This window comes from Actinopolyspora mortivallis DSM 44261, assembly GCF_000384035.1.
GTDB classification, from domain to species: Bacteria; Actinomycetota; Actinomycetes; order Mycobacteriales; family Pseudonocardiaceae; genus Actinopolyspora; species Actinopolyspora mortivallis.
In genome coordinates this window covers 4,062,712-4,089,185 of record NZ_KB913024.1, presented here as the reverse complement: position 1 = coordinate 4,089,185, position 26,474 = coordinate 4,062,712, and the positions used below count along the sequence as shown (strand labels likewise).

The window sequence follows — 26,474 nt, the reverse complement described above, 5'->3', positions numbered from 1 at the left end:
GCACGCCGGAAACGGGTCGAGGGCGCCTCGTCGACCGGCCCCTACGGTCGGGCGAGCACCCGCCGCAGCGGGATCGGCAGCCTCCGGCCCGGCCGCGCCCACCCCCGCAGGGACTCCCGCGCGGCGGCGATCCGCTCCGGGCTCGTCTCGGGCAGGTAGAGGCCGTCGAGCAGCGTCCCCAGCGCCTCAGCCGAGTCCACCGGGAACCCGAACACCCGGCGCCGACTGGACAGCACCCGGAATCCCCGCGCGGTCAACAGTCCACCGATACCGTCACAGGCCCCCGGGTTGGGCCAGGACTGGCCACGGACCCCCAGGGCACGCAGCACACGCACCCAGGTCAGCAGACCACGCGGGTCGAACCCGAGCCGGGCGGGAACCAGCGCCGCGAGGATCCCGTCGGCACGCAGCACCCGACGAACCCGCGTCAACACCTCGTCCAACGGGGTGAGCAGTTGTAAGGACATCGCCGCACAGACCGCCTCGGCGGAACCGGCGGCCAACGGCAACGCCTCCGCGTCGGCACGGACGAGCGGACCGCGCCCCCTCGCGGCGGCCACCGCCAGCTCACCGGCACTGCCGTCCACTCCCACCCACCGGTGTCCGGCCAGCCGGTCCCTGGTGGGGGCAGAGCCGCAGGCCAGGTCCACGATCCATCCCGTGGTGGTCTCCAGCGGCTCGGTCAACCATCCGTAGGGATCCCCCGCGCAGCGGGCGAGTACCCGCTCGGTGACACCGGGGCGCTCCTCGTGGAAGGCGGACAGATACCCGCGCCAGTCTCCCTCGTCCATGAGTGAACCCCTTTCGAGACGGCCCGGAAGAGAACCGTGTCGCTCAGACACGGACGCGGGGATACGAACCAGGAACTCGCACGCTGCGAACACATCACGATTTCCGCGCCCACACCAGAATGGCCGCGCAAATATTTTCGGGATATACCCAGAAATCCCTCGGGACAGTATCGTTTCCTCGTGCCTCAGTTTTTCGGAATATTCCAGACTGTGACGCACGAGACCACCGCAGTACGCTCACACCATGCCACACATCGACATTCGGAACGAGCGACCGGGGATTCTCGGCCTGATTTCCTACCGCCCCCGCACGGGCCGTGCCCTGGTCGAGCTGACCGAGGCGTTGCTGCGGGACGAGGACGGACTGTCCCGGGGTGAACGCGAACTGATCGCCGCCGCCGTCTCCTCCGGCAACGACTGTACCTTCTGCGCCGAAGCGCACGGCGCGTTCGCGGCCCACCAGCTCTCGGGCGGCAGTGAGGTGGTCGAAGCCGCATGTACGAATCCGCACCAGGCCGCGCTGCCCGCGAAAACGCGTGCCCTGTTGAACCTGGCCGAGGACGTCCGCGAAGGCGGGCGGAACGTGACCGAACAGCGCGTCGCCGAGGCCCGCCGGGCCGGGGCCGACGACAGGGACATTCACGACACGGTACTGATCGCCGCGGCGTTCTGCATGTTCAACCGCTACGTCGACGGGTTGAACGCGGCCACACCCGATGACGAGCGGTTCTACGAGGATCTGGCGACGACGATCGTCGAACACGGTTACACGGCCTCGGTGCTGAACGACTCGCCCGACTGAGACAGCACCTCGAAAGCCCGTTGCCGGGAGGCACCACCCGTCGACCGGCACGAACTGTCACCATGTGATCGTGACCTCCTCAGATTTTCCCCAGTCGGGCTTCCTGCACCGGGCCATACGACTGCTCGGCCCCGGGGACGCCGACGAGACAGCCCTGCGACAGGCCGCGTGGGTGGCCCGCTGTGTCGGCCGGGGGGACACGTCACCGCTGGGCTCCCAGGACGTGACGGCGCTGGCCGGGTTCCTGCGGACCCGGGATTTCGCCCGAGGAGAGCGCCTGTTCGGAAGTACGGACGATTCCCGAGGAGTCTGGATCATCCGGCGGGGGCGGATCGAACTCACCGCCGGCTCCGGACGGCGCCGTTCGGTCGTGCACGTGCTGCACCCGGGGGACGTGGACGGGGACATCCAGCACCTGCTGGACATGCCCTTCCCCTACACCGGTCGCGCCCTGGACGAGGGGACCGCTCTGCTGCTCGACACGGACGGGTTCGAACGGCTGCTGGCCGAACGGCCCGCGATCAGCCGTCGCTGGCTGTCCAGCATCGCCCAACGACTGGCCACCAGCCAACAGCGGGTGCTCGGGCTGCTCGGACGCTCCCTGCCACAACAGGTGGCCCGGCTCCTGCTCGACGAGGCCGTGGCAGGCCAGGTACTGCTGCCACAGCGCACCCTCGCGGCCATGATCGGGGTACAACGTCCCTCGTTGAACAAGATCCTCAAGGACTTCGAACACCGTGAGCTGATCACCATCGGCTACGCCGCCATCGAACTACGTGACATCGAGGGCCTGGAGAAGCGGGCCGTGCCCTGACAGCAACGACTCGGCCCACCGGCGGAAACGTCATCGGGTGGAGTCTTCCGGCGTTCCCCGTTCCGCGATGGCGGCCAGTCGGGCCGGGTCCAGCAGGGTGATCCGCCGGTATCCGAGGGAGATGACCGCTTCAGCCGCCAGGCTACGCAGCACGCGGTTCATCGAGGAACGCGGACAGCCTCCCAGGGACGCCAGGGTGGCCTGGCTGACTCCTACGACATCCCCGTGGGACTCCCGCAGCAGCAGGCGTGCCACGCGTTGGCGTAGCGTCCCCGTTCGCAGGTCCGTCAGATGACCATGTACGTGCAGGACACGTTCGGCCAGGGAGGAAAGCCACAGCCGCGCCAGGCTCGTGCGCTCGGCCAGCAACCACAGCAGGATCCGTTCCGGCAGCATCCAGAGACTCACCGGGGTGGCCGCCCGCGCCCGGTAAGGGGCCGGTATCGCCAGCATCAGGGGAATGTCGCCGAAGACCTCACCGGGCCGCACCAGCGCCAGTACTCGCCGTCGCGCTCCCGTGCCCTCGGTGAGTTCGACCCGACCGCTGCGGAGGAACCAGGCGCCCCGTGTCGAACACCCGCGCTGGAACACCGGCTGACCGGTGTAGAGCGAAGAGGGGACAAGATGCTCGTCGAGCAGACGCACGTCCTCGGGGGTCAACAGGTGCGCGGCCCGTTCGGACAGACAGTGTCCGATCCACTCTCCCACCGTGAGTTCTCCGGGACGGTCACACATCCACTTCCCCCGAAATCCGACGAAGTCGTTGGTGGGGTTCCCCAGTCCGTTGGCCCGACACACGGAGTGTCGGCTTGCTGACACTATCGCCGACGTGCGATATGTTCAGACGTACGACGTACAATGAATATTATTCAAATTTCACCTCCGCCGCGCGAACGGAATTACCACATCACGGAAACATTTTTCCACCACGTGCGAACTACTTGATCGCATTCTCGGAAAATGTCGCTTCCGACACTTTGTGACCCCCTGTCCGAGGGAAAAAGCGTTGCGACTCCGGACTCCTCCACCGAATCTGTCCGTGCGGCGCTTTTCCGCCGTTGTCGAAAGGAAAGAATCTCCACGAAAGAACGGATCAGCAGGAGGACATCGTGTCAGGAATGCTACGGAAGATCACCACGGGCGCGGCAGGAACAGCTCTGGCCACCGGACTGCTGCTGGCGGGCGCCGGCGGTGCCTCGGCCGAGGCCGACACCCAGAACACAGCCCGCTCCGGGGACTACGGCGTCTCGTCGTACGGATACGGACACCACCATCACGACTGCTGGTGGTACGGCGACGGCTACTACGGTGGCGGCTACTACGGTGACTTCGACGGTATCAACGTGGGTATCCTCTGAGCCCACGCGACGGTGGCCGGGATCGTGCGATCCCGGCCACCGTCGACCTCGCCCGCACACCGGTAACCATCGAACCTCACGGGTCGGTTCGGTCGAGATCATCCGTTCCGGGGCGGTGGCCCCATGCTCGACGAAGCCACTCCCGGAGGGGCTCGACACCCCCGCGGAGCACCAGCGCTGCCAGGACCGCCCCGAACACGGCGTGAGCGAGGAACACCGTGGTGTGGAAGGCGGGCAGGCTCACCGTGGAGAAGACGCCGCCGACTCCCAGGGTGCGCGGTACCGGACCGGCCACGAATCCGAGTGCGAGCAGGAGACCGTAGACCGTTCCGATCCCCGTCGCCCACCACATCCGTCCACGGACGTGGGACGGAAAGCTTCCGACGAGCAGCGCGAAAACCATCCCGAAAGCCGCTCCGTTCCACGCGTGATCGAGATAACCGACCACGGTGGAGGTGGTGTTCGGTCCCAGGGTGATGCGCTCCATCGCCCGCATACCCATCAGAGTCGGCAGATCCCCCGGCATCGACCCGAAGACACGGAACCCCGTGATACGGACGAGTTCCAGTCCCACCGTGGCGACCAGTCCGGCACCACCGCCGACCAGGATGCCCCGAACGAGGCGCCGCCACCGCATCAGTGCGGCGAGCACCAGCAGCACCAACACGACCCCCACGGCGGGCGCCCCGACGTGGATCAGCAGAGTGCGGAACTGCCACCTACCCGTGGCCGACAGGGCGAACAGCGGGGCACCGGAGACTCCCGCCGCCAGTAGCACGAGACCGGTGGCCAGCAACTCACCCACGGCACCGTAAGAGACCGTCGCACCACTCCTGAGCCCAGCCACGCCGAGCCTCACTCCCGCACCGCGTCGCTGATCTCGGAGGCGGCGGTGGACATCTTCTGGCCGCCCTGGGACAACTGCGGATCCACCGCCGTGAACAACGGCTTGGGATCGAAGTAACTCACGTGCGCGGTCCCGTCGTCACCGGCCCACACGTGGAACCGCATCGGCACCACCGACCCGATCTCCGCGGTCTTACCGAAGAACTTCTTACCCGCACTCGGATTACCCACGAAGAACGAATGGGCCCCGTCCAGTTGCAAACCGGTCGCCCGCAACGCACCGGCCTGGTTCACCTCACCCAACACCATCATCCCGTTGTCGGAAACCGCCCGCTTCAACGACGACACCGTCTCGTCGAACGATTGTTCCGAGGTCACCGTCGTCAGCGTGGTCTTCGTGGTGGAGGAGTTTCCGTCGGAGTCCGTTACGGTCCGCTCAGACTGGTCTTGCTGCCCGTTGCCCTCGGATCCCGTGCCGCCGCACGCGCTCGCTCCCAGAGCCAGCACTGCCGTGGTGCTGATCACACCGAGCAGTTTGGGAAAACGTCGTAGTGCCAACATCGCTCGCACGTTCGCGTGTCTCCTTCCGGTACGTTCCTCTCGGGAAACCGGGACGGTCCCGGCGTCGGTAGCGGCACACTCCGGAGGGAAAAACCGACGGACTCCCCCACCCGTGGACACCGTTGCGGCCTTTTCGTCACTTGCGGTGTCGTGGGATTCGGGCGATACTCCTTGCGCGCCGGTGTCTCCTCCGTCGCCCGCCCGGTACATCCCACAGTCACCGCCGCATCGAAAACAGCCGAATGTCACGGTGCTGACAGTTTTCCGTTCCGTTTCCCTCTTCCGTGGACACGGAAACAGCACACTTTCCCGAAACGACACGGCGGATCAGTGCGAACCAGTTCCCCGGAGGAGCCACGTCCAAGAAAATCCTCCGCGAATGATTCTCCGATTTCGGCTCTGCTCCCGGAAACGTTCCCGCGGAACGCGGCGACCGAACGGAGACCGAGGTGGACTCCGCCCGCACCGAACCCGCTGACCGAGGACAGCACTGGCCACCCTCGGTCAGCGGGTTTCTCACAACCACCGTCCCCGAGGAGGGGTGAACCGGCCCGGGGACGTGGTGTTCGGGTTCCGCGACCGGATCAGTGCGCGGCCCTGCGCCGGAACCAGTACAGGCACAGCGCTGTGACGACGCCGAAGACGAGGTGGCCGAGGAGTTTCGGCACGGCGGACATGCTCAGCTGCAACACCGGCATCCCCAACCCGGCCGGCAGCAGGACCAAACCACCGACCACCCACAGCACCACGCCGTAGGCCACGCCGAAACCGAGCAACGGCCCCACTCTCGTGGAACCGGTGAGCAACCCGAAAACGACCCCGAAGAAGGCGGAGATGACCAGGTGCAGCACACCGCCCACCAACGCGCTGTCCGAACCGACCAGACCCGCGATCATGGACAGCGTCCCCATCACCGCCATCATCATCCCGAAGACGACACCGCCACCCAGACCGGCCAGCGCACCACCGGCGGACTGGGTCAGCAGCGTCCGTTGCGAGGACATCGTGGTGGACATGTCCGTGTTCCCTTCCCGAAGCAAATGGGGTGCGGACTCGCGCACGGTGGCGCGTACGTCCCGCATCCCGGGGTTGACCAGTGCGGTGTCACCGACGAGGACGGTCGGGACGGTCTCGTCCCCGCCGGTGGCTCGACGCACCCGCTCGGCGGCCCCTTCGTCCTCCCAGATGTTGATCTCGCGGACCGTGATTCCGCTGCGGCGCAACCTCGGGAGCAGGGCCATACAGAACGGGCATCCCGGACGCCAGTACACCTCGACGGCGGACGGTTCGGTCGTCATCGCGTCCTCGTTTCGATCCGGTGACGGTCACTTCCAGTAGAGCTCCGTCCCGCGCCGCGCAGGGCCCCAACTGTCAGCGTGGTGACACGATGGGGTCTTCCTCGCCGGTATGCACCGCCCCCACGGAACGACTAGCTTCGGGTGAGGGGAGGGCAACGAGTGTGCCCGCGCGCCCCACGGTCACGGCCCAGCGTGGAAACGACGGTTTCCGGTCGCTACCAGCCGCTCCCGCTTCGACGAACACGATCGCCCGGTCCCGCTCACCACGGAGTCCGAGGCGAGGAAGGAGGAGAACATGCCACGCATCCCGGTTCACTCGGTCGAGGACGCTCCCCAGCAGTCCCAACAGCGCCTCCAACAGCTGCGAGCCCAGTTCGGCACGGTGCTCAACATCCACGGCGAGATGGCCCACTCTCCGGTGGTGCTGGCCGCCTACGGCGGGATCCTGGACGCCATCACCGAGCACGGCACCTTCGACGCCCCCACCCGCGAGGCCATCGCCCTGGCGGTGGGCAACACCAACGACTGCGGCTACTGCCAGTCGGCCCACACCCAGGGGGCCAAGGCGGCGGGCTGGTCCGAGCCGGACACGGTGGCCATCCGCGACGGAAGCATCGACACCGACCCGAAACTGAGCGCCCTGCTCGACCTGGCCCGCGCCATCAGCCGCGACGCCGGGGAGGTCGACGACAGCACCTGGGAACGAGCCCGTCAGGCGGGCTGGTCCGAGACCGAACTCACCGAGCTGTTCGCCCACGTGCTGGTCAACATCTTCACCAACTACTTCAACCACTACGCCCGGACCGAACTCGACATCCCCGCGGCACCGGGGGTGGGTTCCCGGTAGCACTTCCGCCGGCCCGCCGGGGGTGTTCGCCCTGGCGGTCCCCGGATGCCGGTTTTGGGCAAAACCGGTCACCCGAGGGTGCCCCTCGTCCGGCACGGGACTCGGGGCTTCGCTAGCGTCGAAGCCGCCCAGCAGACTTTCCCCGAAGGAGTTCTGGTGCCGGAGCAGTTCGCTCACCTGCATGTGCACACCGAGTACTCGATGCTCGACGGCGCGGCCAAGCTGGACCCGCTGTTCGCGGAGGCCGAGCGGCTCGGCCAACCGGCCGTGGCCATGACCGACCACGGGAACATGTTCGGAGCCCACGACTTCTACAGTCGGGCGCTGAAGTCGAACGTGAAGCCCATCATCGGCATGGAGGCCTACGTCGCTCCCGCCAGCCGGTACCACAAGAAACCTGTGTTCTGGGGCAAGGCCCGCACCAACGAGGACGGCGAGTCCACCGAGACCGGCGGCGACGTCTCCGGCGGCGGTTCCTACACCCACATGACCATGTGGGCCCGCAACGCCACGGGGCTGCGCAACCTGTTCCGGCTGTCCTCGCTGGCCTCGTTCCAGGGCTACTACCGCAAACCCCGCGTGGACCGGGAACTGATCGCCGAGCACGCCGAGGGGATCATGGCCACCACCGGCTGCCCCTCCGGCGAGGTGCAGACCAGGCTGCGGCTGGGCCAGTACCGCGAGGCGTTGCGGGCCGCCTCGGACTACCGGGACATCTTCGGGGAGGAGAACTTCTTCCTGGAGCTGATGGACCACGGCCTGCCCATCGAGAAGAACGTCCGCGAGGACCTGCTGCGGATCCGCTCCGAACTCGGGCTGACCCCGGTGGCCACCAACGACAGCCACTACGTCACCGCCGACCAGGCCGAGTCCCACGGCGCGTTGCTGTGCGTGCAGACCGGCAAGACGCTGAGCGACCCCAAGCGGTTCAAGTTCGACTCCGACGACTTCTACCTGAAGTCCGCCGAGGAGATGCGCGAGTACTGGGACAAGGAGGTGCCCGGTGCCTGCGACGCGACCCTGGAGATCGCCGAACGCGTCGAGTCCTACGAGGACGTCTTCGCCGAGAAGGACCGGATGCCGCGCGTTCCCCTGGCACCCGGCCAGACCGAGGAGGAGAAGCTCCGCGAGGAGGTCGAGCAGTACATCCCCACCCGCTTCCCGAACGGGCTCACCGACGAGTACCGCCAGCGGGTGGAGTGGGAGCTCGAAGTGATCTGCGGCAAGGGCTACGCCTCCTACTTCCTGGTGGTGGGCGACCTGGTCCGCTGGGCCAAGTCCCACGGCATCCGCGTGGGACCCGGCCGGGGCAGCGCCACCGGCGCGCTGGTGTCCTACATCCTGCAGATCATCAACCTGGACCCGATCGAGCACTCGCTGATCTTCGAGCGGTTCCTCAACCCGGAACGCGACTCCCCACCGGACATCGACCTCGACTTCGACGATCGCCGACGCGACGAGGTGATGGCCTACACCCGCGACACCTACGGCCAGGAGAACGTCGCCCAGGTCATCACCTTCGGCATGATCAAGACCAAGGCGGCGCTGAAGGACGCGGCCCGCGCCCACCACGGACAGCCGGGTTTCGCCATCGCCGAGAAGATGTCCAAGGCCCTGCCTCCCCCGGTGGCGGCCAAGGACATCCCGTTGGAGGGGATCGTCGACCCGGAGCACGAGCGGTACCAGGAAGCCGCCGAGATCCGCTCGATGATCGAGAACGACCAGGAGATCGCCCAGATCTTCAACACCGCCCGCGGGCTGGAGGGGCTGATCCGCAACGCGGGCGTGCACGCCTGCGCCTACATCCTGTCCAGCGAACCCCTGCTGGACGTGCTGCCGCTGTGGATGCGCGAGGACGGCGCGATCATCACCGGCTGGGACTACCCCGCCTGTGAGGAGATCGGCCTGCTGAAGATGGACTTCCTCGGGCTGTCCACGCTGACGATCATCGAGGACGCCATCCGCGCCGTCCGGAAGAACCACGGCATCGAGATCAACCTGGACACCCTGGGACTGGACGATCCCGAGACCTACGAGCTGCTCTCGCGCGGGGACACCCTCGGGGTGTTCCAGCTCGACGGTGGTGGGATGCGCACCCTGCTCAAGGCGATGAGTCCCTCGCACTTCGGCGACGTCTCGGCGGCGCTGGCGCTGTACCGGCCCGGCCCGATGGCGGTCAACGCGCACATGGCCTACGCCGAGCGCTCGAACGGGCGCGCGACGATCACCCCGATCCACCCCGAACTCAGGGACGCCCTCGACCCGATCCTCGGGGAGAGCTACCACCTGCTGGTCTACCAGGAGCAGGTGATGGCGATCGCCCAGCAGCTGGCCGGTTACAGCCTCGGCGAGGCCGACCTGCTGCGCAAGGCGATGGGCAAGAAGAAACCCGAGGTCATCGCCAAGGAGTCCGAGAAGTTCCTGGCGGGGATGAAGCAGAAGGGCTTCTCCGACGAGGCGGCCCAGACGCTGTGGGACACGATCCTGCCCTTCGCGGGCTACGCCTTCAACAAGTCCCACACCGCCGGCTACGCGATGGTGTCCTACTGGACCGCCTACCTCAAGGCGCACTACCCGGCCGAGTTCATGGCCGCGCAGCTGACCGCCAACGCCAACGACAAGGACAAGAGCGCGGTCTACCTCTCGGAGTGCCGCCGCATGAACGTGCGGGTGCTGCCGCCGGACGTCAACGAGTCCGACGTGCAGTTCGCCGCGGTCAACGGCAACATCCGTTTCGGGCTCGGCGCGGTCCGCAACGTGGGCACCGGGGTCGCCCGCGCCATCATCGACGCGCGCCGGGAGAAGGGGGAGTACACCTCCTTCTCCGACTTCCTCCAGAAGGTCCCGGCGAACGTGTGCCAGAAGCGGGTGGTCGAGTCGCTGATCAAGGCCGGGGCCTTCGACTCGTTCGGCGTTCCCCGCCAGGCGCTGGTGCGGGTGCACGAGGAGGCCGTCGACGCGGTCTCGGGCATCAAGAAGCACGAGGCGATGGGCCAGTTCGACCTGTTCGGCGGGGGCTCCTCCGACGACTCGGCCGACACCTCTCCGCTGGCGCACCTGACCTTCGACACCCAGGAGTGGCCCCGCAAGCAGCTGCTCGCCTTCGAGCGGGAGATGCTGGGGCTGTACGTCTCGGCCCATCCGCTGGACGGTGCCCAGGGGATCCTGCGCAAGCACGCGCCGAAGCCGATCGCCACGGTCAAGCACGAGGCTCCCGCCGAGGGCGAGATCACGCTCGCCGGGATCATCTCCTCGGTGGACCGCCGGGTCAGCAAGAAGACCGGTGAGCCGTGGGCGATCGTGACCATCGAGGACCTGGACGCCAGCATCGAGGTGCTGTTCTTCGCCAAGGCCTACGCGGCCTTCGGGGAGGAGCTGGTCACCGACGCGGCCGTGGCCGTCAAGGGGAAGGTGAACTGGCGCGACGACATCATGTCGGTGTTCGCCAGCGGTTTGACCACACTGGACATATCCTCGGCCGAGTACAACCCGGTCGACGGTGAGCTGCCGTTCGTGTTACGAGCCGACGCGACCAAGGTGGACAAGGAGACGGTGGCCGAACTGCGCTCGGCGCTGTCCGCCCACCGGGGGGAGACCCCGGTGCAGGTGGTGATCGCCGGAAGCCGCGAGACCCGTATGGAGCTGCCCGAGGACTACTCCGTGCGGATCTCCAACACCCTGCTCGGTGAACTCAAGGGCATCCGGGGGGTCACCGTGCTGGACACCACCGGGGTCGGCGTCTGAGCGTGTTCGCGCGAACCGTGCGGAGGGGTGTTCCACGTGGAACACCCCTCCGGACGGGGTGTCCGCGACGGGGCTCCCGCGGGCTCAGCGGCGTCCCGCGCGCCAGTAGCCCATGAAGGCCACCGAGCCGCGGGGCACTCCGTAGTCGTGCACGGTCATCCGGCGGAGTCGTTTGATGACCCCGGCCTCACCGGCCAGCCACCCGTAGAGTTCACCGCCCTCCACGTCGACCTTGCCGGAGAGCTCGGGGATCTCCCACAGCAGCGAGCTGTCCACGTCCACGTCCTCCAGGGCGCACGTCGCGGCACCGCAGCCGTTCTCCCCGCGGAACTCGCGCAGCACCGCGGCGAGTTCGTTCTCCAGCAACCGGCCGTGTTCGGTGGAGTCCCTTCCCCTGGGCAGCCAGCGGACCTCCATACCGTCCGGCACGCGCCAGGGCTGGACGTCGTCCTCGGTGGGCACCTCCAGGCAGGCGACGCCGCACGCCTCGGGGGGAAGGGATTCGAGGATGGCCCCGACCGCAGGGATGGCCGTCTCGTCACCGGCCAACAGCAGCCTGCGCGCCGTGGGAGGAGGGCACCACTCGCAGCCCCACATGCGCCCCGAGCCGGGTCGGTCCGGGCCGAGCAGCGCCACCCGGTCCCCGGGCGTGGTGGTGGCCGCCCAGTTGGAGGCGGGTCCGCCGGCGTCCTCCTCCGAGCCGTGCAGCACGAAGTCGATGTCCAGCTCGCCGACCTCCGGCCGGAACGCCCGCACCGTGTAGGTCCGCATGATGGGCCGGATCTCCTCGGGCATCGCCTGCCACTCGGCGTACCAGTCCGGGCCGGTGGGCACGTCGTCGACCGTCCGTCCCGGCGCGGGCAGCATCAGCTTGATGCGCTGGTCGGCCCCTCCCGCTCCGAAGGAGCGGAGCTGGTGTCCGGCGAGCGTCACGCGCACGAAACTCGGACTCAGTCTCTTCCGGGCGACCACCTCGGTGAAGTAGACCCGGTACTCGGGCCTGTGGTTCTCGCGGCGGGTCCTTGTCTCGAGCGCGGTGGTCATGAAACGGTCCTCCCGCTTCGCTGGGGCGATACGATCCGGCGTTAGTAAGGTTAGCCTATACTTAATCTTGGGACGAGGCTAACACCACGCGTGCCACGTCACACCCCGGGCACGCCCCAGGGCGTGTCCACGGGAAACGGGCGAGACCTCCTCCGGGTCGCGACCACGTCGCGGCCGGAGGGAACCGGAGGGGAGCGGGCCGCGTCCCAGCCACCGAACGAGTCCGCGACGGCGAGAACGGGAGTGCCGGTCATGTACGTGGAGGACACCGGAACGGGCGACGGCGACATCGACATCACCGTGAACGGCTCCGAGCACACCGCCGAGGCCAACTACGACCTGGACCGCGACGGGGTCGACGAGACCGTCGGCGTGCTCACCGAGGACGGCTACCTGGCCTACACCGACTCGGACTCCGACGGCACCGCCGACCTCCTGCGCACCTTCGACGAGCAGGGCACCGTGCTCAGCCGGTCCCGTTTCGACGAGGCCACCGGGCAGTGGGTCCCCGAGCAGCCGGAGGGACCCGAACACCGGGACCACTCGGAACGGGATCCGCGTTCGGCGGCGGGCGGGGACCCGATGGTGGTGGACACCCCCGCCGGCGACCGACACATCGGTCCGCCCACCGAGGACACCGACAACGACGGCAGGCCGGACACCACGGTGGTGGACACCGAGGACGGACAGATGCTGGTCACCGACGTCAACGGGGACGGCGCTGCCGACCAGATGGTGCGGATCAGCGACACCGGCCGGATCACCGTGGCCCGGCACACCGGTGGCGGGGAGTGGACCGTCCTCGAACACGGCGGGCTCGACGGCACCCCCACCGAGAGTTCCGGTGCGAGCGCCCCGGTCACCGGAACCGAGGACTGGCTGTGGGAGTCCGGCGAGACCGGGCAGAGCCCCCGGTCACAGCCCTTCCCCGCTCCCCGGCAGGCCGATCCGGCCGAGGACTCCTTCTGGGAATGATTCACGCCGAAAAACGAAACAATCGCCGAGAATCCGCAGGGTGCCTCCCTAAACACATGACGGAAAAAATGTGTCACAGAACACACCGAATTCGGTTGAAAACGCTCCGGCGCCCTGCCGCGAAGACCGCGAACCCCTCCACCGTGCCGGAAAACGTGCACCCGTCCGGGGCGACGACACGCGGATTTCCGCGAATTCCGGCGAACTGAATCGATTCCCTTATCGTTCCTGTGAGGGAACCGACAGGGCTGATCTCCGTCAACGGGCGGGCCTCCGGTTAGTCTCGGTGCATCCCCTTCGCGCTTCGCCCGGATATTCCGGGCGGGGCGAAGTATTCCCTGAAAGCACTGTCGGCCGGTGCGTCGACGAGACGGAAATCCGGGCTGTGGCGCCCAGTCAGGAGACACGACGCGATGACCGCTTTGACCATCCCCGGTCTCGACCAGGCACCCGTGAAACACGAACGCCTGCTGTCATGGGTACGCGAGGTCGCGGAACTGACCACGCCCGAACAAGTCGTCTGGTGCGACGGCTCCCAGGAGGAATGGCAGCGACTGACCGACCGACTGGTCGAGGCGGGCACCTTCAAACGGCTGGACGAGTCGAAGAAACCCAACTCGTTCTGGACGGTCTCCGACCCCAGTGACGTCGCCCGTGTCGAGGAGCGCACCTTCATCTGCTCCCGCGACAAGGCCGACGCCGGGGTGACGAACAACTGGATGGACCCCGACGAGATGAAGGCCACCATGACCGAGCTCTACCGGGGCTGCATGCGTGGCCGGACGATGTACGTGGTCCCCTTCTGCATGGGTCCGGTGGAGGCCGACCCGCCGCGCCTGGGCGTGGAGATCACCGACTCCGAGTACGTCGTGGTCTCGATGCACATCATGACGCGGATGGGCCAGCGGGTGCTGGAGCGCTTCGCCGAGGACGAGGACGTCGAGTTCGTGCCCGCGCTGCACTCGGTCGGTGCCCCGCTCGAACCCGGTCAGCAGGACGTGCCGTGGCCGTGCAACGAGATCAAGTACATCACGCACTTCCCGGAGGAGCGGCTGATCTGGAGCTTCGGCTCCGGCTACGGCGGCAACGCCCTGCTCGGCAAGAAGTGCTACTCGCTGCGGATCGCCTCGGCCATGGCCCGCGACGAGGGGTGGCTGGCCGAGCACATGCTGATCCTGAAGCTGATCTCGCCGCAGAACAGGGTGTACTACGTCGCCGCGGCCTTCCCCTCGGCCTGCGGCAAGACCAACCTGGCCATGCTCGAACCGACCATCCCCGGCTGGCGGGTCGAGACGCTCGGTGACGACATCGCGTGGATGCGCTTCGGCGAGGACGGGCGACTCTACGCCGTCAACCCGGAGGCGGGCTTCTTCGGGGTCGCTCCGGGAACCAACTGGAAGACCAACCCCAACGCGATGCGCACCATCGAGAAGGGCAACTCCATCTTCACCAACGTCGCGCTCACCGACGACGACGACGTGTGGTGGGAGGAGATGGAGAACCAGCCGCAGCACCTGACCGACTGGAAGCGCCAGGACTGGACCCCGGAGTCCGGCGAGAACGCCGCCCACCCCAACTCGCGGTACTGCACCCCGATGTCGCAGTGCCCGATCCTGGCGCCGGAGTGGGACGACCCGCAGGGCGTGCCGATCTCGGCCATCCTCTTCGGGGGACGCCGCAAGACCACGATCCCGCTGGTCAACGAGGCCTTCGACTGGCAGCACGGGGTGTTCATGGGGGCCACCCTGTCCTCGGAGAAGACCGCCGCCGCCGCGGGCAAGGTCGGCGAGGTCCGGCGCGACCCGATGGCGATGCTGCCGTTCATCGGCTACAACGTCGGCGACTACTTCCAGCACTGGGTGAACATGGGCAAGGAGGCCGACGCCTCCAAGATGCCCAGCATCTACTACGTCAACTGGTTCCGCAGGGACCCCTCCGGCGAGAAGATCGTCTGGCCGGGCTTCGGGGAGAACTGCCGCGTGCTCAAGTGGATCGTGGACCGGCTGGAGGGCAACGCCGCCGCCGAGGAGACCCCGATCGGCCGGGTGCCCACGGCCGACCAGCTCGACCTCACCGACCTGGACGCCACCCACGAGGAGGTCGAGCAGGCGCTGCGGGTGGACCGCTCCGAGTGGCTCGAGGAGCTTCCGCTGATCGAGGAGTGGTTCGACACCATCGGTGAGTCCCTGCCCACCTCGATGCGGGACGAGCTGGAGGCGCTCAAGCAGCGCCTCGGCCAGTGACGGACTCCGTCGCCGGAACCCCGGTGTCGTGGGACGTGGACACCGCCGACCGTGCGGGTGTTCCCGGTTTCCCGGGAGCGCCCGCACGGCGGGTCACGTTCCGCGTTCACGCCGCGCGTTCCGGGGTCGCGACACACCCCCGTCGGGTGATTCGCTGATCGACCTCCGCGCAAGCGGTATCACCCGAAAGGGTGTTTTCGCGCGTACTTCCGCGTCGTTTCCGGAAACCGCGACCGCTCCCTCGGCCGTTGCGCCGGGAAAACGCCGGAAACGAACTTCTTTCCACCTCGCTCACGCGTAGAAACACTCAGTGTCAACGCGGGAAAACCGATTGGTTTCCCCGGCGGAAAACGGGGCACACTCAAGCGCACCCGAAAACCGGAAAGACTGCGCGAAACACACCCCGGGAGGTGTGTCATGGTCGATCTGGCAATGGTCGCGCTCGTGCTCGTGGCACTGCTGGCGGTCTGGCTGTTCCTCCGCGGACCGGAGAGCGAGTCCCGTGGCCGACGGACCTCGCCCTCCCACCGGCGATCCGAAACGGCCCCGCCGCCGCGTCAGCGGCCCCCGGCCGGGCACTCCGAGGACACCCACGGCCCCCGCGCCTACCGGGCCAAGCTGCTCGGCCGACGGCCCACCCGGCCCCACGAGCCCCCGTCCGGGAACGGATGAGCCCGGGGAACTCACTCCCCCGCGTGGGTCGGGTCGAGCACACGGGCCAGGAAACTACGCGTGCGCTCCTGCTTGGGCGCCCCGATGACCTCGGCCGGGTTCCCCTGCTCGACGATGACGCCACCGTCCATGAACAGCACCCGGTCGGCCACCTCCCGGGCGAACTGCATCTCGTGGGTGACCACGAGCATGGTCATCCCCTCGTCGGCCAGCCGCCGCATCACGCCCAGCACGTCCCCGACCAGCTCGGGATCCAACGCCGAGGTGGGCTCGTCGAACAGCATCACGTCGGGGTTCATCGCCAGGGCCCGGGCGATGCCGACCCGCTGCTGCTGCCCCCCGGACAGCTGGGAGGGCATCGCCGTCGCCCGGTCGGCCAGCCCCACCCGCTCCAGGTTCTGCCGGGCCACCGACTCGGCCTCGTCGCGGGAACGCCCGAGCACCTTGCGCTGGGCCACGGTCAGGTTGTCCAACACCGACAGGTGCGTGAAGAGGTTGAACTGCTGGAAGACCATGCCGATGCGCGTGCGGGCGGCGTCGATGTCGGTGTCCGGGTCGGTCAGCTCGATCCCGTCCACGACGATCCGGCCGCCGGTGGGCTGTTCCAGCAGGTTGACACAGCGCAGCAGGGTGGACTTGCCCGATCCGGAGGGCCCGATCACGCAGACCACCTCACCCGCCTCGATCCGCTGGTCGACCCCGCTGAGCACCTCGACCTGCCCGAAGGACTTGCGCAGCCCGGTGATCTCGATCTTGACGTCGCTCATGCCCCACTCCCCTGTCCGCCGTTGCCGCCGGGACCGAACCTGCGTTCCAACCGCTGTTGCAGCACCGACAACGGAATCGTGATCACCAGGTAGCACAGCCCCACCACCAGGATCGGGGTCATGCTCTCGTAACTGGTCAGCGCCGACCTGCCGAACTGGGTCAGCTCCTGCTGGGACAGTGTCGCGCCGAGCACGAAGGCCAGCGAGGAGTCCTTGGTCAGCAGGATCAGCTCGTTGGTCAGCGGAGGCAGGATGATCCGGAACGCCTGGGGGATGACCACGGTCGTCGTCGCCCGGGCGTGGGACATGCCCAGCGAGCGGGCCGCCTCCAGCTGGCCACCGGGCACCGCCTTGATCCCGGCCCGGATCGTCTCGGCCATGTAGGCGGAACCGACGATCCCCAGCGAGAGCATGATGGTGAGGTTGCGGTCGAGGTTGAGCCCCTCGAAGGCCGTGGGGATGCCGAACCCCACGGACAGGAACACCAGCAGGGCGGGCAGGCCCCGGAAGAACTCGATGTAGGCCCCCGAGATCCACCGGTAGGGCCCCACCGAGGACAGCCGCATCAGCGCCAGCAGCAGCGCCAGCCCCAGTCCGAAGGCGAATCCCAGCGCGGTGTAGACCGCCGTGTTCACCAGCGCCGTGGTGATCACGGTCGGGAACAGCGCGCGGGCCACCTCGACGTTGAAGAAGGCGTCGCCGATCTTGTTCCAGTCCGCCAACACGGCGCCCACGACCACGAGCGCGAGCAGGATCACGTACTGCACGCCGCGCCCCACCTTGGCGCGCTGACGTTTGCTCATCCCGCCCTTGGCGGGGCGAGTTGCTTCTGCCATCGCAGACTCCAGGACCGTCGTACCGGGGCGGACCGGCGGCCTCGGTCCCGGTACGCGCGGCGATCACGCAGGGTTGTCGGTGTGCGGTGCGAAACGGGTGTTCACTCGGGAGGGGCGGTTCCGAACCACTTCTCGTACAGCCGGTCGTAGGTGCCGTCCTCCTTGGCCCGGGCCAGCACCTCGTTGATCTTGTTCCGCAGCTTGTCGTTGCCGGTCTTGACCCCGAAGCCGTAGACCTCGCCGGTGTCGAACTCCTGGACGACCGCGAAGTCGGAGTTCTTCTTCTCGTAGTCGCGGAGCACGAAGTCGTCGCTGATCACCGCGTCGATCTGCCCGTTCTCCAGGGCGGGCAGCAGCAGGCCGAGGTCGGCGTACTGCTTGACGGTGATCCCCATCGGCTCGGCGTGCTCCCGGGCGTACTGCTCGCCGGTGGTGCCCTTCTGGTAGCCGACGGTCTTGCCCTCGAGCTGCTCCAGTTCCTCGACACCGGAGTCCTTCGGCACGAGCAGCGCCTGGGTGGCCTCGAAGTACGGCTCGGAGAAGTCGAAGTTCTTCTCCCGCACGTCGGTGATCGTGATCGCCGAGGCGGCGATGTCGCAGTTGCCCACGTTGAGGGCCTGCCCCGACTGGATGCTCTCGAAGGGAGCGGTGGTGACCTCCTGCGGGACTCCGAGGTCCTCGGCCACCAGGTCCACCAGGTCCATGTCGAAGCCGACGATCTCGCCGTCCTTGTTGGACTCGAACGGTTCGTAGGGCGGGTTGGTGCAGGTGGTCAGCTGCCCCTCGCGCACCAGCGGGACGCCCTTGGCCTCCCCGCCGTCGCTGCCGCAGCCCGCCACGGCCGCGACCAGCGCGAGCGCGGGCAGGACGGCCACGGCCCGCGAGATCCTCCGACGCGCCACGGTGTCACTCCTCCTCGACGGGAATCCGGATGCTGGGATACTGCCATCCGCCGGGGCCATCGGACATGGCCTCACGCGTTTCGATCACGTCAACTTCACTCGGAAGCGGGACAGTCACGCAGCGCATGAACACGCAACGTTCATCGATCCGCTTCCGCCGGGCCAGCCCCTCAGCGAACGAGATCGAGTTCAGCGACCGCGATAGCGGCCACTACGATACCTTTTCCCTCGAACGGGGGATACAGCGAGGGGCGCAAGGCCGTCACCAAGCGTGATCGCAGGCACCCCGCCCGAGGCGGTGCCGGTACGGCCCCCGAGCAACGGTTCCCGAGAACCAGCGCTTCCACAGGCGCGTGGCTCCGACCCGCCCGGCACCGCCGGGAGGCTCACCGCCGCGCGTGCGCCTCCAGCACGTAGGCCACCGCGCTGGTCACCCGGGCCGCGTAGGCCAGGTCCAACGACTCGTCGGGCACGTGGGCGTTGCTGTGCGGACCCAGCGCCCCGGTGACCACGAACTGCGCCCGCGGATAGCGCTCGTGCAGCAACCCCATGAACGGGATCGAACCGCCCAGCCCCATGGTGCGCCACTCGGCACCGAAGACCTCGGAACTGGCCCGGTCCAGGGCCGCGGACAACCAGGGGGCCGTCTCCGGGGCGTTGAAGCCCTGCCCGGCCTCCCCGTCGTCGAACTCGACCCGCGCACCGTAGGGCACGTCCGTCTCCAGCGCGGCACGCACTGCCCGCAGCGCCGCGTGCGGATCCGCCGTGGGCGGAAGCCGGAAACTCAGGTCGAGCGTGGTGTGTGAACGCAACACGTTCCCCGCGTCCTCCGGGCGCGGCAGGCCCTCGGCGCCGATCACCGTCAGTGTCGGGCGCCACCAGTTGTTCAGCGCCAGCTCCACCTCGTCCTCGTGCATCAGCCGCAGCCCCTCGGGCCGGGGCACCGAGCCGCGCACCAGACCGGGCGCGGCCTCCACCCCGGCGCGGACCTCGGCGAGCCGGTTGTCCGGGACCCGCACGGTGAGCTCCGGCAGCAGGATCCGCCCGGTGTCCGGGTCCTCCAGCCGGTCCAGCAGGCGCCGGGCGACGCGGAACGAGTCGGGGACCAGGCCGCTGGCCGCACCGGAGTGCTGCCCCGCCTCCAGCACCCGGACGGTGACGTTCAGCTGCACCATCCCGCGCAGCGAGGTGGTCAGCCAGAGCCGTTCGTAGTCCCCACCACCGGAGTCCAGGCAGACCACCAGACCGACCGGCCCCAGCCGCTCGGAGAGGTGGTCCAGGTAGGCGGGCAGGTCGGGGCTGCCCGACTCCTCCCCCGTCTCCAGCAGCAGCACGCAGCGCTGGTGGGCGCCACCGTGGGCGCGTAGCGCCTCGATCGCCGTCACGGCGGCGTAGCCGGAGTAGCCGTCGTCCACGGCCCCACGTCCGTAGAGCCTGCCCTCGTGCACCACCGGGGTCCACGGGCCGAAGCCCTCCGACCAGCCCTCCATGGGGGGCTGCTTGTCCAGGTGCCCGTACAGCAGCACGGTCTCGGCCGACTCCGCGGAACCCTCACCGTGGGCGGGCACGTCCACCAGCAACAACGGGCTCCGGCCCGGCAGTCGCACCACCTCGGTGCTGGCACCGGCGATTCCCCGGGCCTCGATCCAGGAGCGCACGTGCTCCACCACGGCGTCCAGGTGACCGTTGGCCTCCCAGTCGGAGTCGAACCCGCCGGAGACCGCCGGGATCTCGACCAGCCGACACAGGCTGGGCAGCACGGCGGACTCCCACTGCTGACGAACGAAGGTATTCACTGCTGTGCGATCCACGCCGCGATCGTATTCCCACCTTCCGGGACGACCACGGTCGGTGGGTTCAGCCCCCGCCCCCGTCGCCACCACCTCCGCCGTCCGAGCCGCCCCCTCCGGCGGCGGCCAGCGCCGCGCCCGCGTGCGTCACCAGCGGATCGACCGCCTCGCCGAGTGCCTCCCCACGCACCAGGGCACGGAGGGCGCGTCGCTGGGCACGGTCCAGACCGAGCCCCCACTGCAACCCGCTGCCGTGGATGAGCGCGGCGAGCAGCGCGGTGCGGTTGTCGACGGCGCGTTCGTGGTCGACCACGGCACGCACCTGATCCAGCAGCTGCTCGCGTTGCCGCTCCTCCGGGAAGTACCGGTGGTAACGGATACCGAGCAGGCTGCGTCGTTCCGCCCGGAGGGCTCCGTGTTCGACCAGACGCGTCCGGTAGTTGCCGAACACCCCGTTCCTGGCGTGGAACCAGGAGGCGAGGGAGACGGAGCCGGTGGAGGAGCGGATCTTGCGCCGCAACTGGTGCAGCACCTCGTCCAGCCAGGACAGCCCGGTGGGGGTCTCGTCGTCCAGTCGCACCCTGAAGTTGGAACGACGGGTGCCGGTGAGCGTGACACGCTCCCCCAGCACCAGCTCCCCCACCTCGGCGGCGGCCACCACCGTGTCGGTGTTGATCGCGTAGTGCCCACCCCGGGGCTTGTGCGCCAGCAGCACCAGCTCACCGGGCAGTCCGAAAGCGAAACGACTCCGATCGTTCACCCGGTGCATTGTAGGCCGGGCACGCGATGCTGCGAAGGCTTTTCACGAGCTTCGTAATAACGCCATCCGAAGGTCGGTTATACAACTGTCACAAACTCGTCGATCGGATCTCCACCCCTTTGATGACCTGGGAATTCGGCGGGACGGGGCGGGCACTACGGTGCCGGGGGAAGAGTTCGCAGGCGGGGTCGATCCCTGTGGCGGGGCTCACGAAAGTGGCCGGTGTCATGCCAGGATGGCTACAGAGCGATCCAACGGCCTCGCCCGGTGGTCTGAGGACCCACCAGGTCCGACGACCCCGGACGGGGCAAAACCGGACCCGCCGCCACAAGCGGACGGACCGGGGTGAGACGAGGAGATCCACATGTCCCCCGAACACTGGACGCGACCGAGCCGAGCCGACGCTCACGGTCACGCGGACACGGCACCTGCCGCGACCTCAGCAACACCGACGAGGGAGCAGGTGATCGCGGGTTTGCGCGCGACCAGCGAAGGCGGAGCTGATCTGGTACAGCTCCTGACACCGGAAGGCCAACGGGTAACCCACCCGGACTTCGACATCGACGTTTCCGCCGAGCAACTGCGCGGCATGTACCGGGACATGGTGCTGATACGCCGCGCCGACCGGGAAGGCAACGCGCTGCAACGCCAGGGCCAGCTCGGCATCTGGGTGCCGCTGCTGGGGCAGGAGGCCGCCCAGATCGGCGCGGGAAGGGCGCTGCGCCCCCAGGACATGGCCTTCCCGAGCTACCGGGAACACGGTGTCGCCTGGTGCCGCGGGGTCGACCCCACCGAACTGCTGGGCATCTTCCGGGGCACCGACCACGGGAGCTGGGACCCCCACGAGACGGGCCTGGGGCTGTACACCATCGTCATCGGCAACCAGTGCCTGAACGCCACCGGCTACGCGATGGGCCAGAAGTTCGACGGCAAGGTCGGCAACTCGGACGGGGACGCCTCCGAGAACGAGGCCACCATGGTGTTCTTCGGCGACGGCGCCACCAGTCAGGGTGACGTGCACGAGGGAATGGTCTGGGCCTCCGTCTACGACGCCCCGGTCGTCTTCTTCTGCCAGAACAACCAGTGGGCCATCTCCGAGCCCACCGAACGCCAGAGCAGGGTCCCGCTCTACGAACGCGCCCGTGGCTACGGGTTCCCCGGCATCCGGGTGGACGGCAACGACGTGCTCGCCAGCATGGCCGTCTCCCAGTGGGCCCTCGACGAGGCCCGCCACGGCAACGGGCCGCTGCTGATCGAGGCCTTCACCTACCGCATGGACGCGCACACCACCTCCGACGACGCCACGCGCTACCGCATGGACGACGAGCTCCAGGCGTGGAAGCTCAAGGACCCCGTCGAGCGGCTGCGGGTGCACCTGCTCCGCGAGGAACTGGCCGACCAGGACTTCCTCGACGAGGTGGAGCGGGAGGCCGACGAGCTGGCCACCCGGTTCCGCCAGTTCTGCTTCGACATGCCCGAGCCGCCGCCGGAGCGGATCTTCTCCGCCGTGTACGCGGAGGAGAGCCCCGTGGTGGCCGCCCAGCGGGACGACTACCTCCAGTACCTCTCCGGATTCGCCGACGCGGGCCACGACACCGAGGGGAGTGTTCGCTGATGGCCGCACCCACCGTGGAGTCCACCGGGTCCGAGACCACACGGACCCAGACGATCACCATCGCCAAGGGCCTGAACATGGCCATGCGCGCGGCGATGGAACGCGATCCGCGCGTGATGGTCATGGGCGAGGACATCGGCCGGCTCGGCGGTGTCTTCCGGGTGACCGACGGGCTGCAGAAGGACTTCGGCGAACACCGCGTGCTGGACACCCCGCTGGCCGAGTCCGGGATCGTCGGAACCGCCATCGGGCTCGCCATGCGCGGCTACCGCCCCGTCTGCGAGATCCAGTTCGACGGGTTCATCTTCCCCGGTTTCGACCAGATCGTCTCCCAGCTGTCCAAGATGCACTACCGCAGCCAGGGCCGGGTGAAGGTTCCCGTGGTGATCCGGGTGCCCTTCGGCGGGGGGATCGGCGCCGTCGAGCACCACTCGGAGTCCCCCGAGTCGCTGTTCGCGCACGTCGCCGGGCTCAAGGTGGTGTCCTGCTCGAACCCCGTGGACGCCTACTGGATGCTGCAACAGGCCATCGACAGCGACGACCCGGTGCTGTTCTTCGAACCGAAACGCCGCTACTGGGAGAAGGCCGAACTGGATCCCACCACCCCGCCGCTGTCGCTGGGCAGCTCGGCGGTGATGCGCCCGGGCACCACGGCCACGCTGGCCACCTACGGCCCGATGGTCAAGACCTGCCTGGACGCGGCCAACGCCGCCGAGGAGGACGGTCACGAGCTGGAGGTGGTGGACCTGCGCTCCCTCTCCCCGCTGGACCTGGAGCCGGTGGCCGACTCGGTGCGCCGCACCGGGCGGCTGGTCGTGGTCAGCGAGTCCCCGGCGGAGTCCTCGATCACCTCGGAGGTCGCCACCCGGATCCAACAGGAGTGCTTCTACTCGCTGGAGGCCCCGGTACTGCGGGTGAACGGATTCGACACCCCGTACCCGCCGAGCCGGTTGGAGGAGGGCTACCTGCCCGACCTCGACCGGGTTCTCGACGCCGTCGACCGTTCGCTGACGTACTAGAAGAGGCTTCCATGTCGCAGCTCAAGCACTTCCCGCTTCCGGACGTCGGTGAGGGACTGACCGAAGCGGAGATCGTCAACTGGCGGGTCTCCCCGGGCGATCCGGTGGAGCTCAACCAGATCGTCGTGGAGATCGAGACCGCCAAGGCCTCGGTGGAACTTCCCTGCCCCTACTCCGGGACGGTGGGGGAACTGTTGGCCCAGCCCGGACAGACCGTGGAGGTCGGCACCCCCATCCTCGCCGTGCGGACCCAACAGGCCGAGCAGGACGCGCCGACCGAACAGGGCTCCTCCGGCGAACGGACCGCCACGACCGAAGGCGGCGGTGCGGACGAGGAACGGGTGGCCACCCTGGTCGGCTACGGACCCCGTTCCTCCAGCGCCAAACGCCGCCCCCGCAGGAAGAACACCGCGGCGGCCGAGACCGCCCAGAACGGATCCCCGGCGGAGATCTCCGCGACGGCGCAGCCGGGCACGAACGGGACCTCGGTGCACTCCCCCACCCGGGACTCCGGCACCACCGTGCAGGCCCCACCCGCCGCGCCCAAGCAGGGGACCGCCGCCTCCGGCGGGCACGTACCGCTGGCCAAACCTCCGGTGCGCAAACTCGCCAAGGACCTCGGAGTGGACCTGCGCTCGCTGAACGGCTCGGGCGCCGAGGGCGTCATCACCCGCGAGGACGTCGAGCGGGCCGCCTCCGGGGAACCCGGGCGCTCCTCCGCACCGGCGGCCGACACCGGCGCGGGGGAACACCGGGTGCCGATCAAGGGGGTGCGCCGGGCCACCGCCCAGGCGATGGTGGACAGCGCGTTCACCGCCCCCCACGTCACCGAGTTCCTCACCGTCGACGTCACGCCGATGATGGAGTTCCGGCAGCGGCTCAAGTCACATCCGGAGTTCCAGGACGTGCGGGTCACTCCGTTGGCCGTCGCGGCCAGGGCCATGTGCCTGGCGATCCGCCGGACTCCCGACGTGAACGCGACCTGGGACGGCGAGGCCGGTGAGATCGTCTACAAGGACTACGTCCACCTCGGGGTGGCCGCGGCCACCGACCGGGGGCTGGTTGTTCCCAAGGTGCGCAACGCCGAGACGCTGTCACTGCGGGAGCTCGCCGCGGCCCTGGAGGAGCTGACCACCACGGCCCGCGAGGGCAGAACCCCGCCCGAGGCGATGACCAACGGGACCATCACGATCACCAACGTGGGGGTGTTCGGGGTGGACACCGGCACTCCCATCCTGAACCCGGGCGAGTCGGCCATCCTGGCCTTCGGTGCGATCCGCGAGATGCCCTGGGTGGTGGACGGTCAGGTGGTTCCGCGTCAGGTGTGCCAACTGGCGCTGAGCTTCGACCACCGCGTGGTGGACGGCCAGCAGGGTTCACGCTTCCTCGCCGACGTGGGCGCGGTGCTCTCCGACCCGGGCATGGCGTTGACCTTCTGACCACGGGTCCGCGGGCGGACCCGGGACCGGCCGGTTCGGGCCGGTGCGGTCCCGGGCCCGTCACCGAACGCCGACGAGGTCCCGCGCGGCGGAACTCAGCAGCCGCGTCGGAACTCGGCCACTCCCTCCCCCGGGCGCCACAGCCGGATCAGCAGCTCCTCCCCGTCGGCGGAGGTGTGCGCCACCTCGCGCAGGTCCAGTCGGAAGAGGTGGAACGGCCCCGGCGGTGGTTCGACCTCGTCCCGGTAGACATCCAGGTCACGCTGGGCGGTGACCTCCACGGCGTGGGCGGTGACCTTGGCGTCTCCGCCCTCCATGTGCTGGTCACTGGGATGGGCGTGCAGGGCGCAGCGCCGGTCGCGGCGCAGGTCACGTGCCTTGAGCGCGTCCCACATGGATCCGAGGGTGAGTTCGCCCTCGTGGAACCGCACCTCGGTGCCGCTGACCCGGGGTCCGCCGTCGCTCCGCAGGGTGGCCAGCACGTGATGGGTTCCCGCCTCGAAACGCCCCCGCACCACGGAGGCCAGTTCCGGGCACTCGGTCGCGAACTGTTGCCAACTACTCATGCGGGGAGGATCACATCCACCCCCGACAGAGGAGGCGCTGTCGTCTCCTCGGCGTCAACTCGGTGCACGGCGGAAGCCGCCGTGCACCGGTGGCTCACTCCGCTCGACGCCTGCGTCCTCCGCGCTGGGCCGCCGCCGCACCGGCGACGGCCTCGGCGGCGGCGTTGGCCTGCTGGGCGGGGGTTGGCTGTCCGCCGTCGGCCTCCCCCTGCTGTGCCGCCGTGCGCTGCTCGTTCGTGCTCGCCTCCGCGGCCCCGGAGTCGTCTCCGGAGGTCTCCGCGACCGGCTGCTCCCGCTGGGCGGCGGATGCCTGGCCGGTTTCCTCGGCGGCCGAGTTCTCGGAGGCCCCGCCCTGTTGTTCGTCTCCGTCGGCGGACGCCTCCCGCGCCGCGCCGTCCGGGTGCTGCCCTGGTTCGCCGTCGATCTCCGGCGGCCGGGTGGCGGCGGGCCCTTCCGGAAATTCGAACTCGTGTGCCTCGAAGTCGTGCACCTCGATCTTCGGCAGTTCGAGCTCGCTGTTGAGCTCACCGAAGATCGGCGTTCCCGGATCGGATGTCGCCTTGCTCACCGCTTCGCCCTCCCAATCACTCTCGAAGCGAACCGGATCCCACGACGACTCGCGCGTCGAAGGCCCGGTGCGCACATCCGTGCGCTCCGTGTCCGCCGACCGGGGTCCGTGGCACGGCCACCCGGCACCGAGCGGACGAGACGCGGGGGCGCACGGTCACGACGAGGTCGGCCACCGGGGTGTGGGGTTCCGGTGACCTCGCCGCAACCAAGCACCA

At 68.6% G+C, this 26,474-nt stretch carries 23 protein-coding genes and 1 pseudogene; 11 read left to right on the top strand and 13 right to left on the bottom strand.

Annotated elements, in window-relative coordinates:
- Positions 1–41: 41 nt before the first annotated feature.
- The gene (locus ACTMO_RS0119190; RefSeq protein ID WP_019856301.1) at positions 42–791 is read right to left on the bottom strand and encodes a class I SAM-dependent methyltransferase; all 750 of its coding nucleotides are present in this window, start codon (positions 789–791) and stop codon (positions 42–44) included.
- A gap of 244 nt (positions 792–1,035) precedes the next feature.
- Between ACTMO_RS0119190 and ACTMO_RS0119185 the strand changes: the two genes are divergently transcribed.
- The gene (locus tag ACTMO_RS0119185; protein ID WP_019856300.1) at positions 1,036–1,593 is read left to right on the top strand and encodes a carboxymuconolactone decarboxylase family protein; all 558 of its coding nucleotides are present in this window, start codon (positions 1,036–1,038) and stop codon (positions 1,591–1,593) included.
- Between the two features lie 64 nt (positions 1,594–1,657).
- Positions 1,658–2,407, top strand: a complete 750-nt coding sequence (locus ACTMO_RS0119180; RefSeq protein ID WP_019856299.1) for a Crp/Fnr family transcriptional regulator — start codon at positions 1,658–1,660, stop codon at positions 2,405–2,407.
- A 30-nt stretch (positions 2,408–2,437) separates the two neighbouring features.
- On the opposite strand, the gene ACTMO_RS22100 is transcribed toward ACTMO_RS0119180, so the two are convergent.
- Positions 2,438–3,115, bottom strand: coding sequence for a Crp/Fnr family transcriptional regulator (locus ACTMO_RS22100; RefSeq protein WP_169509086.1), 678 nt, complete (start codon positions 3,113–3,115; stop codon positions 2,438–2,440).
- A gap of 401 nt (positions 3,116–3,516) precedes the next feature.
- On the opposite strand from ACTMO_RS22100, the gene ACTMO_RS0119170 reads away from it, so the two are divergent.
- Entirely contained in the window at positions 3,517–3,765 is a 249-nt protein-coding gene (locus tag ACTMO_RS0119170; RefSeq protein WP_157062961.1) for a hypothetical protein, read from the top strand.
- Positions 3,766–3,841: 76 nt separating this feature from the next.
- On the opposite strand, the gene ACTMO_RS0119165 is transcribed toward ACTMO_RS0119170, so the two are convergent.
- The 3 genes and pseudogenes from ACTMO_RS0119165 to ACTMO_RS24155 form a co-directional block, all read right to left on the bottom strand.
- On the bottom strand, positions 3,842–4,570 hold the full coding sequence (locus tag ACTMO_RS0119165; protein ID WP_019856296.1) for a hypothetical protein: 729 nt from the start codon (positions 4,568–4,570) through the stop codon (positions 3,842–3,844).
- A 50-nt stretch (positions 4,571–4,620) separates the two neighbouring features.
- The gene (locus ACTMO_RS21525) at positions 4,621–5,172 is read right to left on the bottom strand and encodes a DUF302 domain-containing protein (RefSeq protein ID WP_019856295.1); all 552 of its coding nucleotides are present in this window, start codon (positions 5,170–5,172) and stop codon (positions 4,621–4,623) included.
- A gap of 1,037 nt (positions 5,173–6,209) precedes the next feature.
- Positions 6,210–6,470 (bottom strand): annotated as a pseudogene (locus tag ACTMO_RS24155) (glutaredoxin domain-containing protein); the annotation flags it as partial.
- A 295-nt stretch (positions 6,471–6,765) separates the two neighbouring features.
- Here ACTMO_RS24155 and ACTMO_RS0119150 point away from each other — a divergent pair.
- On the top strand, positions 6,766–7,317 hold the full coding sequence (locus ACTMO_RS0119150; protein WP_019856293.1) for a carboxymuconolactone decarboxylase family protein: 552 nt from the start codon (positions 6,766–6,768) through the stop codon (positions 7,315–7,317).
- A gap of 156 nt (positions 7,318–7,473) precedes the next feature.
- Positions 7,474–11,061: a DNA polymerase III subunit alpha gene (gene dnaE / locus ACTMO_RS0119145; protein WP_019856292.1), complete on the top strand. Its 3,588-nt coding sequence runs from the start codon at positions 7,474–7,476 to the stop codon at positions 11,059–11,061.
- 84 nt (positions 11,062–11,145) lie between these two features.
- Here the strand turns inward: dnaE and ACTMO_RS0119140 are convergent, their stop codons facing one another.
- Positions 11,146–12,105 carry a siderophore-interacting protein gene (locus tag ACTMO_RS0119140; RefSeq protein ID WP_019856291.1) on the bottom strand — a complete coding sequence of 320 codons (960 nt, stop codon included), beginning with the start codon at positions 12,103–12,105 and terminating at the stop codon, positions 11,146–11,148.
- 252 nt (positions 12,106–12,357) lie between these two features.
- Between ACTMO_RS0119140 and ACTMO_RS0119135 the strand changes: the two genes are divergently transcribed.
- The 3 genes from ACTMO_RS0119135 (at position 12,358) to ACTMO_RS0119120 (ending at position 15,995) form a co-directional block, all read left to right on the top strand.
- On the top strand, positions 12,358–13,080 hold the full coding sequence (locus tag ACTMO_RS0119135) for a DUF6802 family protein (protein WP_033402090.1): 723 nt from the start codon (positions 12,358–12,360) through the stop codon (positions 13,078–13,080).
- A 413-nt stretch (positions 13,081–13,493) separates the two neighbouring features.
- Complete coding sequence (locus ACTMO_RS0119130; RefSeq protein ID WP_019856289.1) at positions 13,494–15,323, top strand: phosphoenolpyruvate carboxykinase (GTP); 1,830 nt, start codon at positions 13,494–13,496, stop codon at positions 15,321–15,323.
- Between the two features lie 417 nt (positions 15,324–15,740).
- Positions 15,741–15,995 carry a hypothetical protein gene (locus tag ACTMO_RS0119120; protein WP_019856287.1) on the top strand — a complete coding sequence of 85 codons (255 nt, stop codon included), beginning with the start codon at positions 15,741–15,743 and terminating at the stop codon, positions 15,993–15,995.
- 11 nt (positions 15,996–16,006) lie between these two features.
- Here ACTMO_RS0119120 and ACTMO_RS0119115 read toward each other — a convergent pair whose 3' ends face one another.
- The 5 genes from ACTMO_RS0119115 to ACTMO_RS0119095 form a co-directional block, all read right to left on the bottom strand.
- The gene (locus ACTMO_RS0119115; protein ID WP_019856286.1) at positions 16,007–16,762 is read right to left on the bottom strand and encodes an amino acid ABC transporter ATP-binding protein; all 756 of its coding nucleotides are present in this window, start codon (positions 16,760–16,762) and stop codon (positions 16,007–16,009) included.
- Positions 16,759–17,565, bottom strand: coding sequence for an ABC transporter permease subunit (locus ACTMO_RS0119110; protein WP_019856285.1), 807 nt, complete (start codon positions 17,563–17,565; stop codon positions 16,759–16,761). The genes ACTMO_RS0119115 and ACTMO_RS0119110 overlap by 4 nt, the downstream gene beginning before the upstream one ends.
- Positions 17,566–17,699: 134 nt before the next feature.
- Positions 17,700–18,500 carry a basic amino acid ABC transporter substrate-binding protein gene (locus tag ACTMO_RS0119105; RefSeq protein ID WP_033401581.1) on the bottom strand — a complete coding sequence of 267 codons (801 nt, stop codon included), beginning with the start codon at positions 18,498–18,500 and terminating at the stop codon, positions 17,700–17,702.
- A 386-nt stretch (positions 18,501–18,886) separates the two neighbouring features.
- Entirely contained in the window at positions 18,887–20,311 is a 1,425-nt protein-coding gene (locus tag ACTMO_RS0119100; RefSeq protein ID WP_033402089.1) for a M20/M25/M40 family metallo-hydrolase, read from the bottom strand.
- A gap of 46 nt (positions 20,312–20,357) precedes the next feature.
- A complete protein-coding gene (locus ACTMO_RS0119095) occupies positions 20,358–21,059 on the bottom strand; it encodes a GOLPH3/VPS74 family protein (RefSeq protein WP_019856282.1) in 702 nt (233 codons plus the stop codon).
- A 355-nt stretch (positions 21,060–21,414) separates the two neighbouring features.
- On the opposite strand from ACTMO_RS0119095, the gene pdhA reads away from it, so the two are divergent.
- From pdhA to ACTMO_RS0119080, 3 genes are read left to right on the top strand one after another with little or no spacing between them, the layout of a single operon-like run.
- Complete coding sequence (gene pdhA, locus ACTMO_RS0119090; RefSeq protein ID WP_425394327.1) at positions 21,415–22,665, top strand: pyruvate dehydrogenase (acetyl-transferring) E1 component subunit alpha; 1,251 nt, start codon at positions 21,415–21,417, stop codon at positions 22,663–22,665.
- Positions 22,665–23,684 (top strand): alpha-ketoacid dehydrogenase subunit beta, encoded by a 1,020-nt coding sequence (locus ACTMO_RS0119085; RefSeq protein ID WP_019856280.1) that lies wholly within the window; start codon positions 22,665–22,667, stop codon positions 23,682–23,684. The genes pdhA and ACTMO_RS0119085 overlap by 1 nt, the downstream gene beginning before the upstream one ends.
- An 11-nt stretch (positions 23,685–23,695) precedes the next feature.
- Complete coding sequence (locus tag ACTMO_RS0119080) at positions 23,696–25,123, top strand: dihydrolipoamide acetyltransferase family protein (RefSeq protein ID WP_019856279.1); 1,428 nt, start codon at positions 23,696–23,698, stop codon at positions 25,121–25,123.
- A 95-nt stretch (positions 25,124–25,218) separates the two neighbouring features.
- Here the strand turns inward: ACTMO_RS0119080 and ACTMO_RS0119075 are convergent, their stop codons facing one another.
- Entirely contained in the window at positions 25,219–25,689 is a 471-nt protein-coding gene (locus tag ACTMO_RS0119075) for a pyridoxamine 5'-phosphate oxidase family protein (protein ID WP_019856278.1), read from the bottom strand.
- 94 nt (positions 25,690–25,783) lie between these two features.
- On the bottom strand, positions 25,784–26,257 hold the full coding sequence (locus tag ACTMO_RS23560; RefSeq protein ID WP_019856277.1) for a hypothetical protein: 474 nt from the start codon (positions 26,255–26,257) through the stop codon (positions 25,784–25,786).
- Between the last annotated feature and the right edge of the window lie 217 nt (positions 26,258–26,474).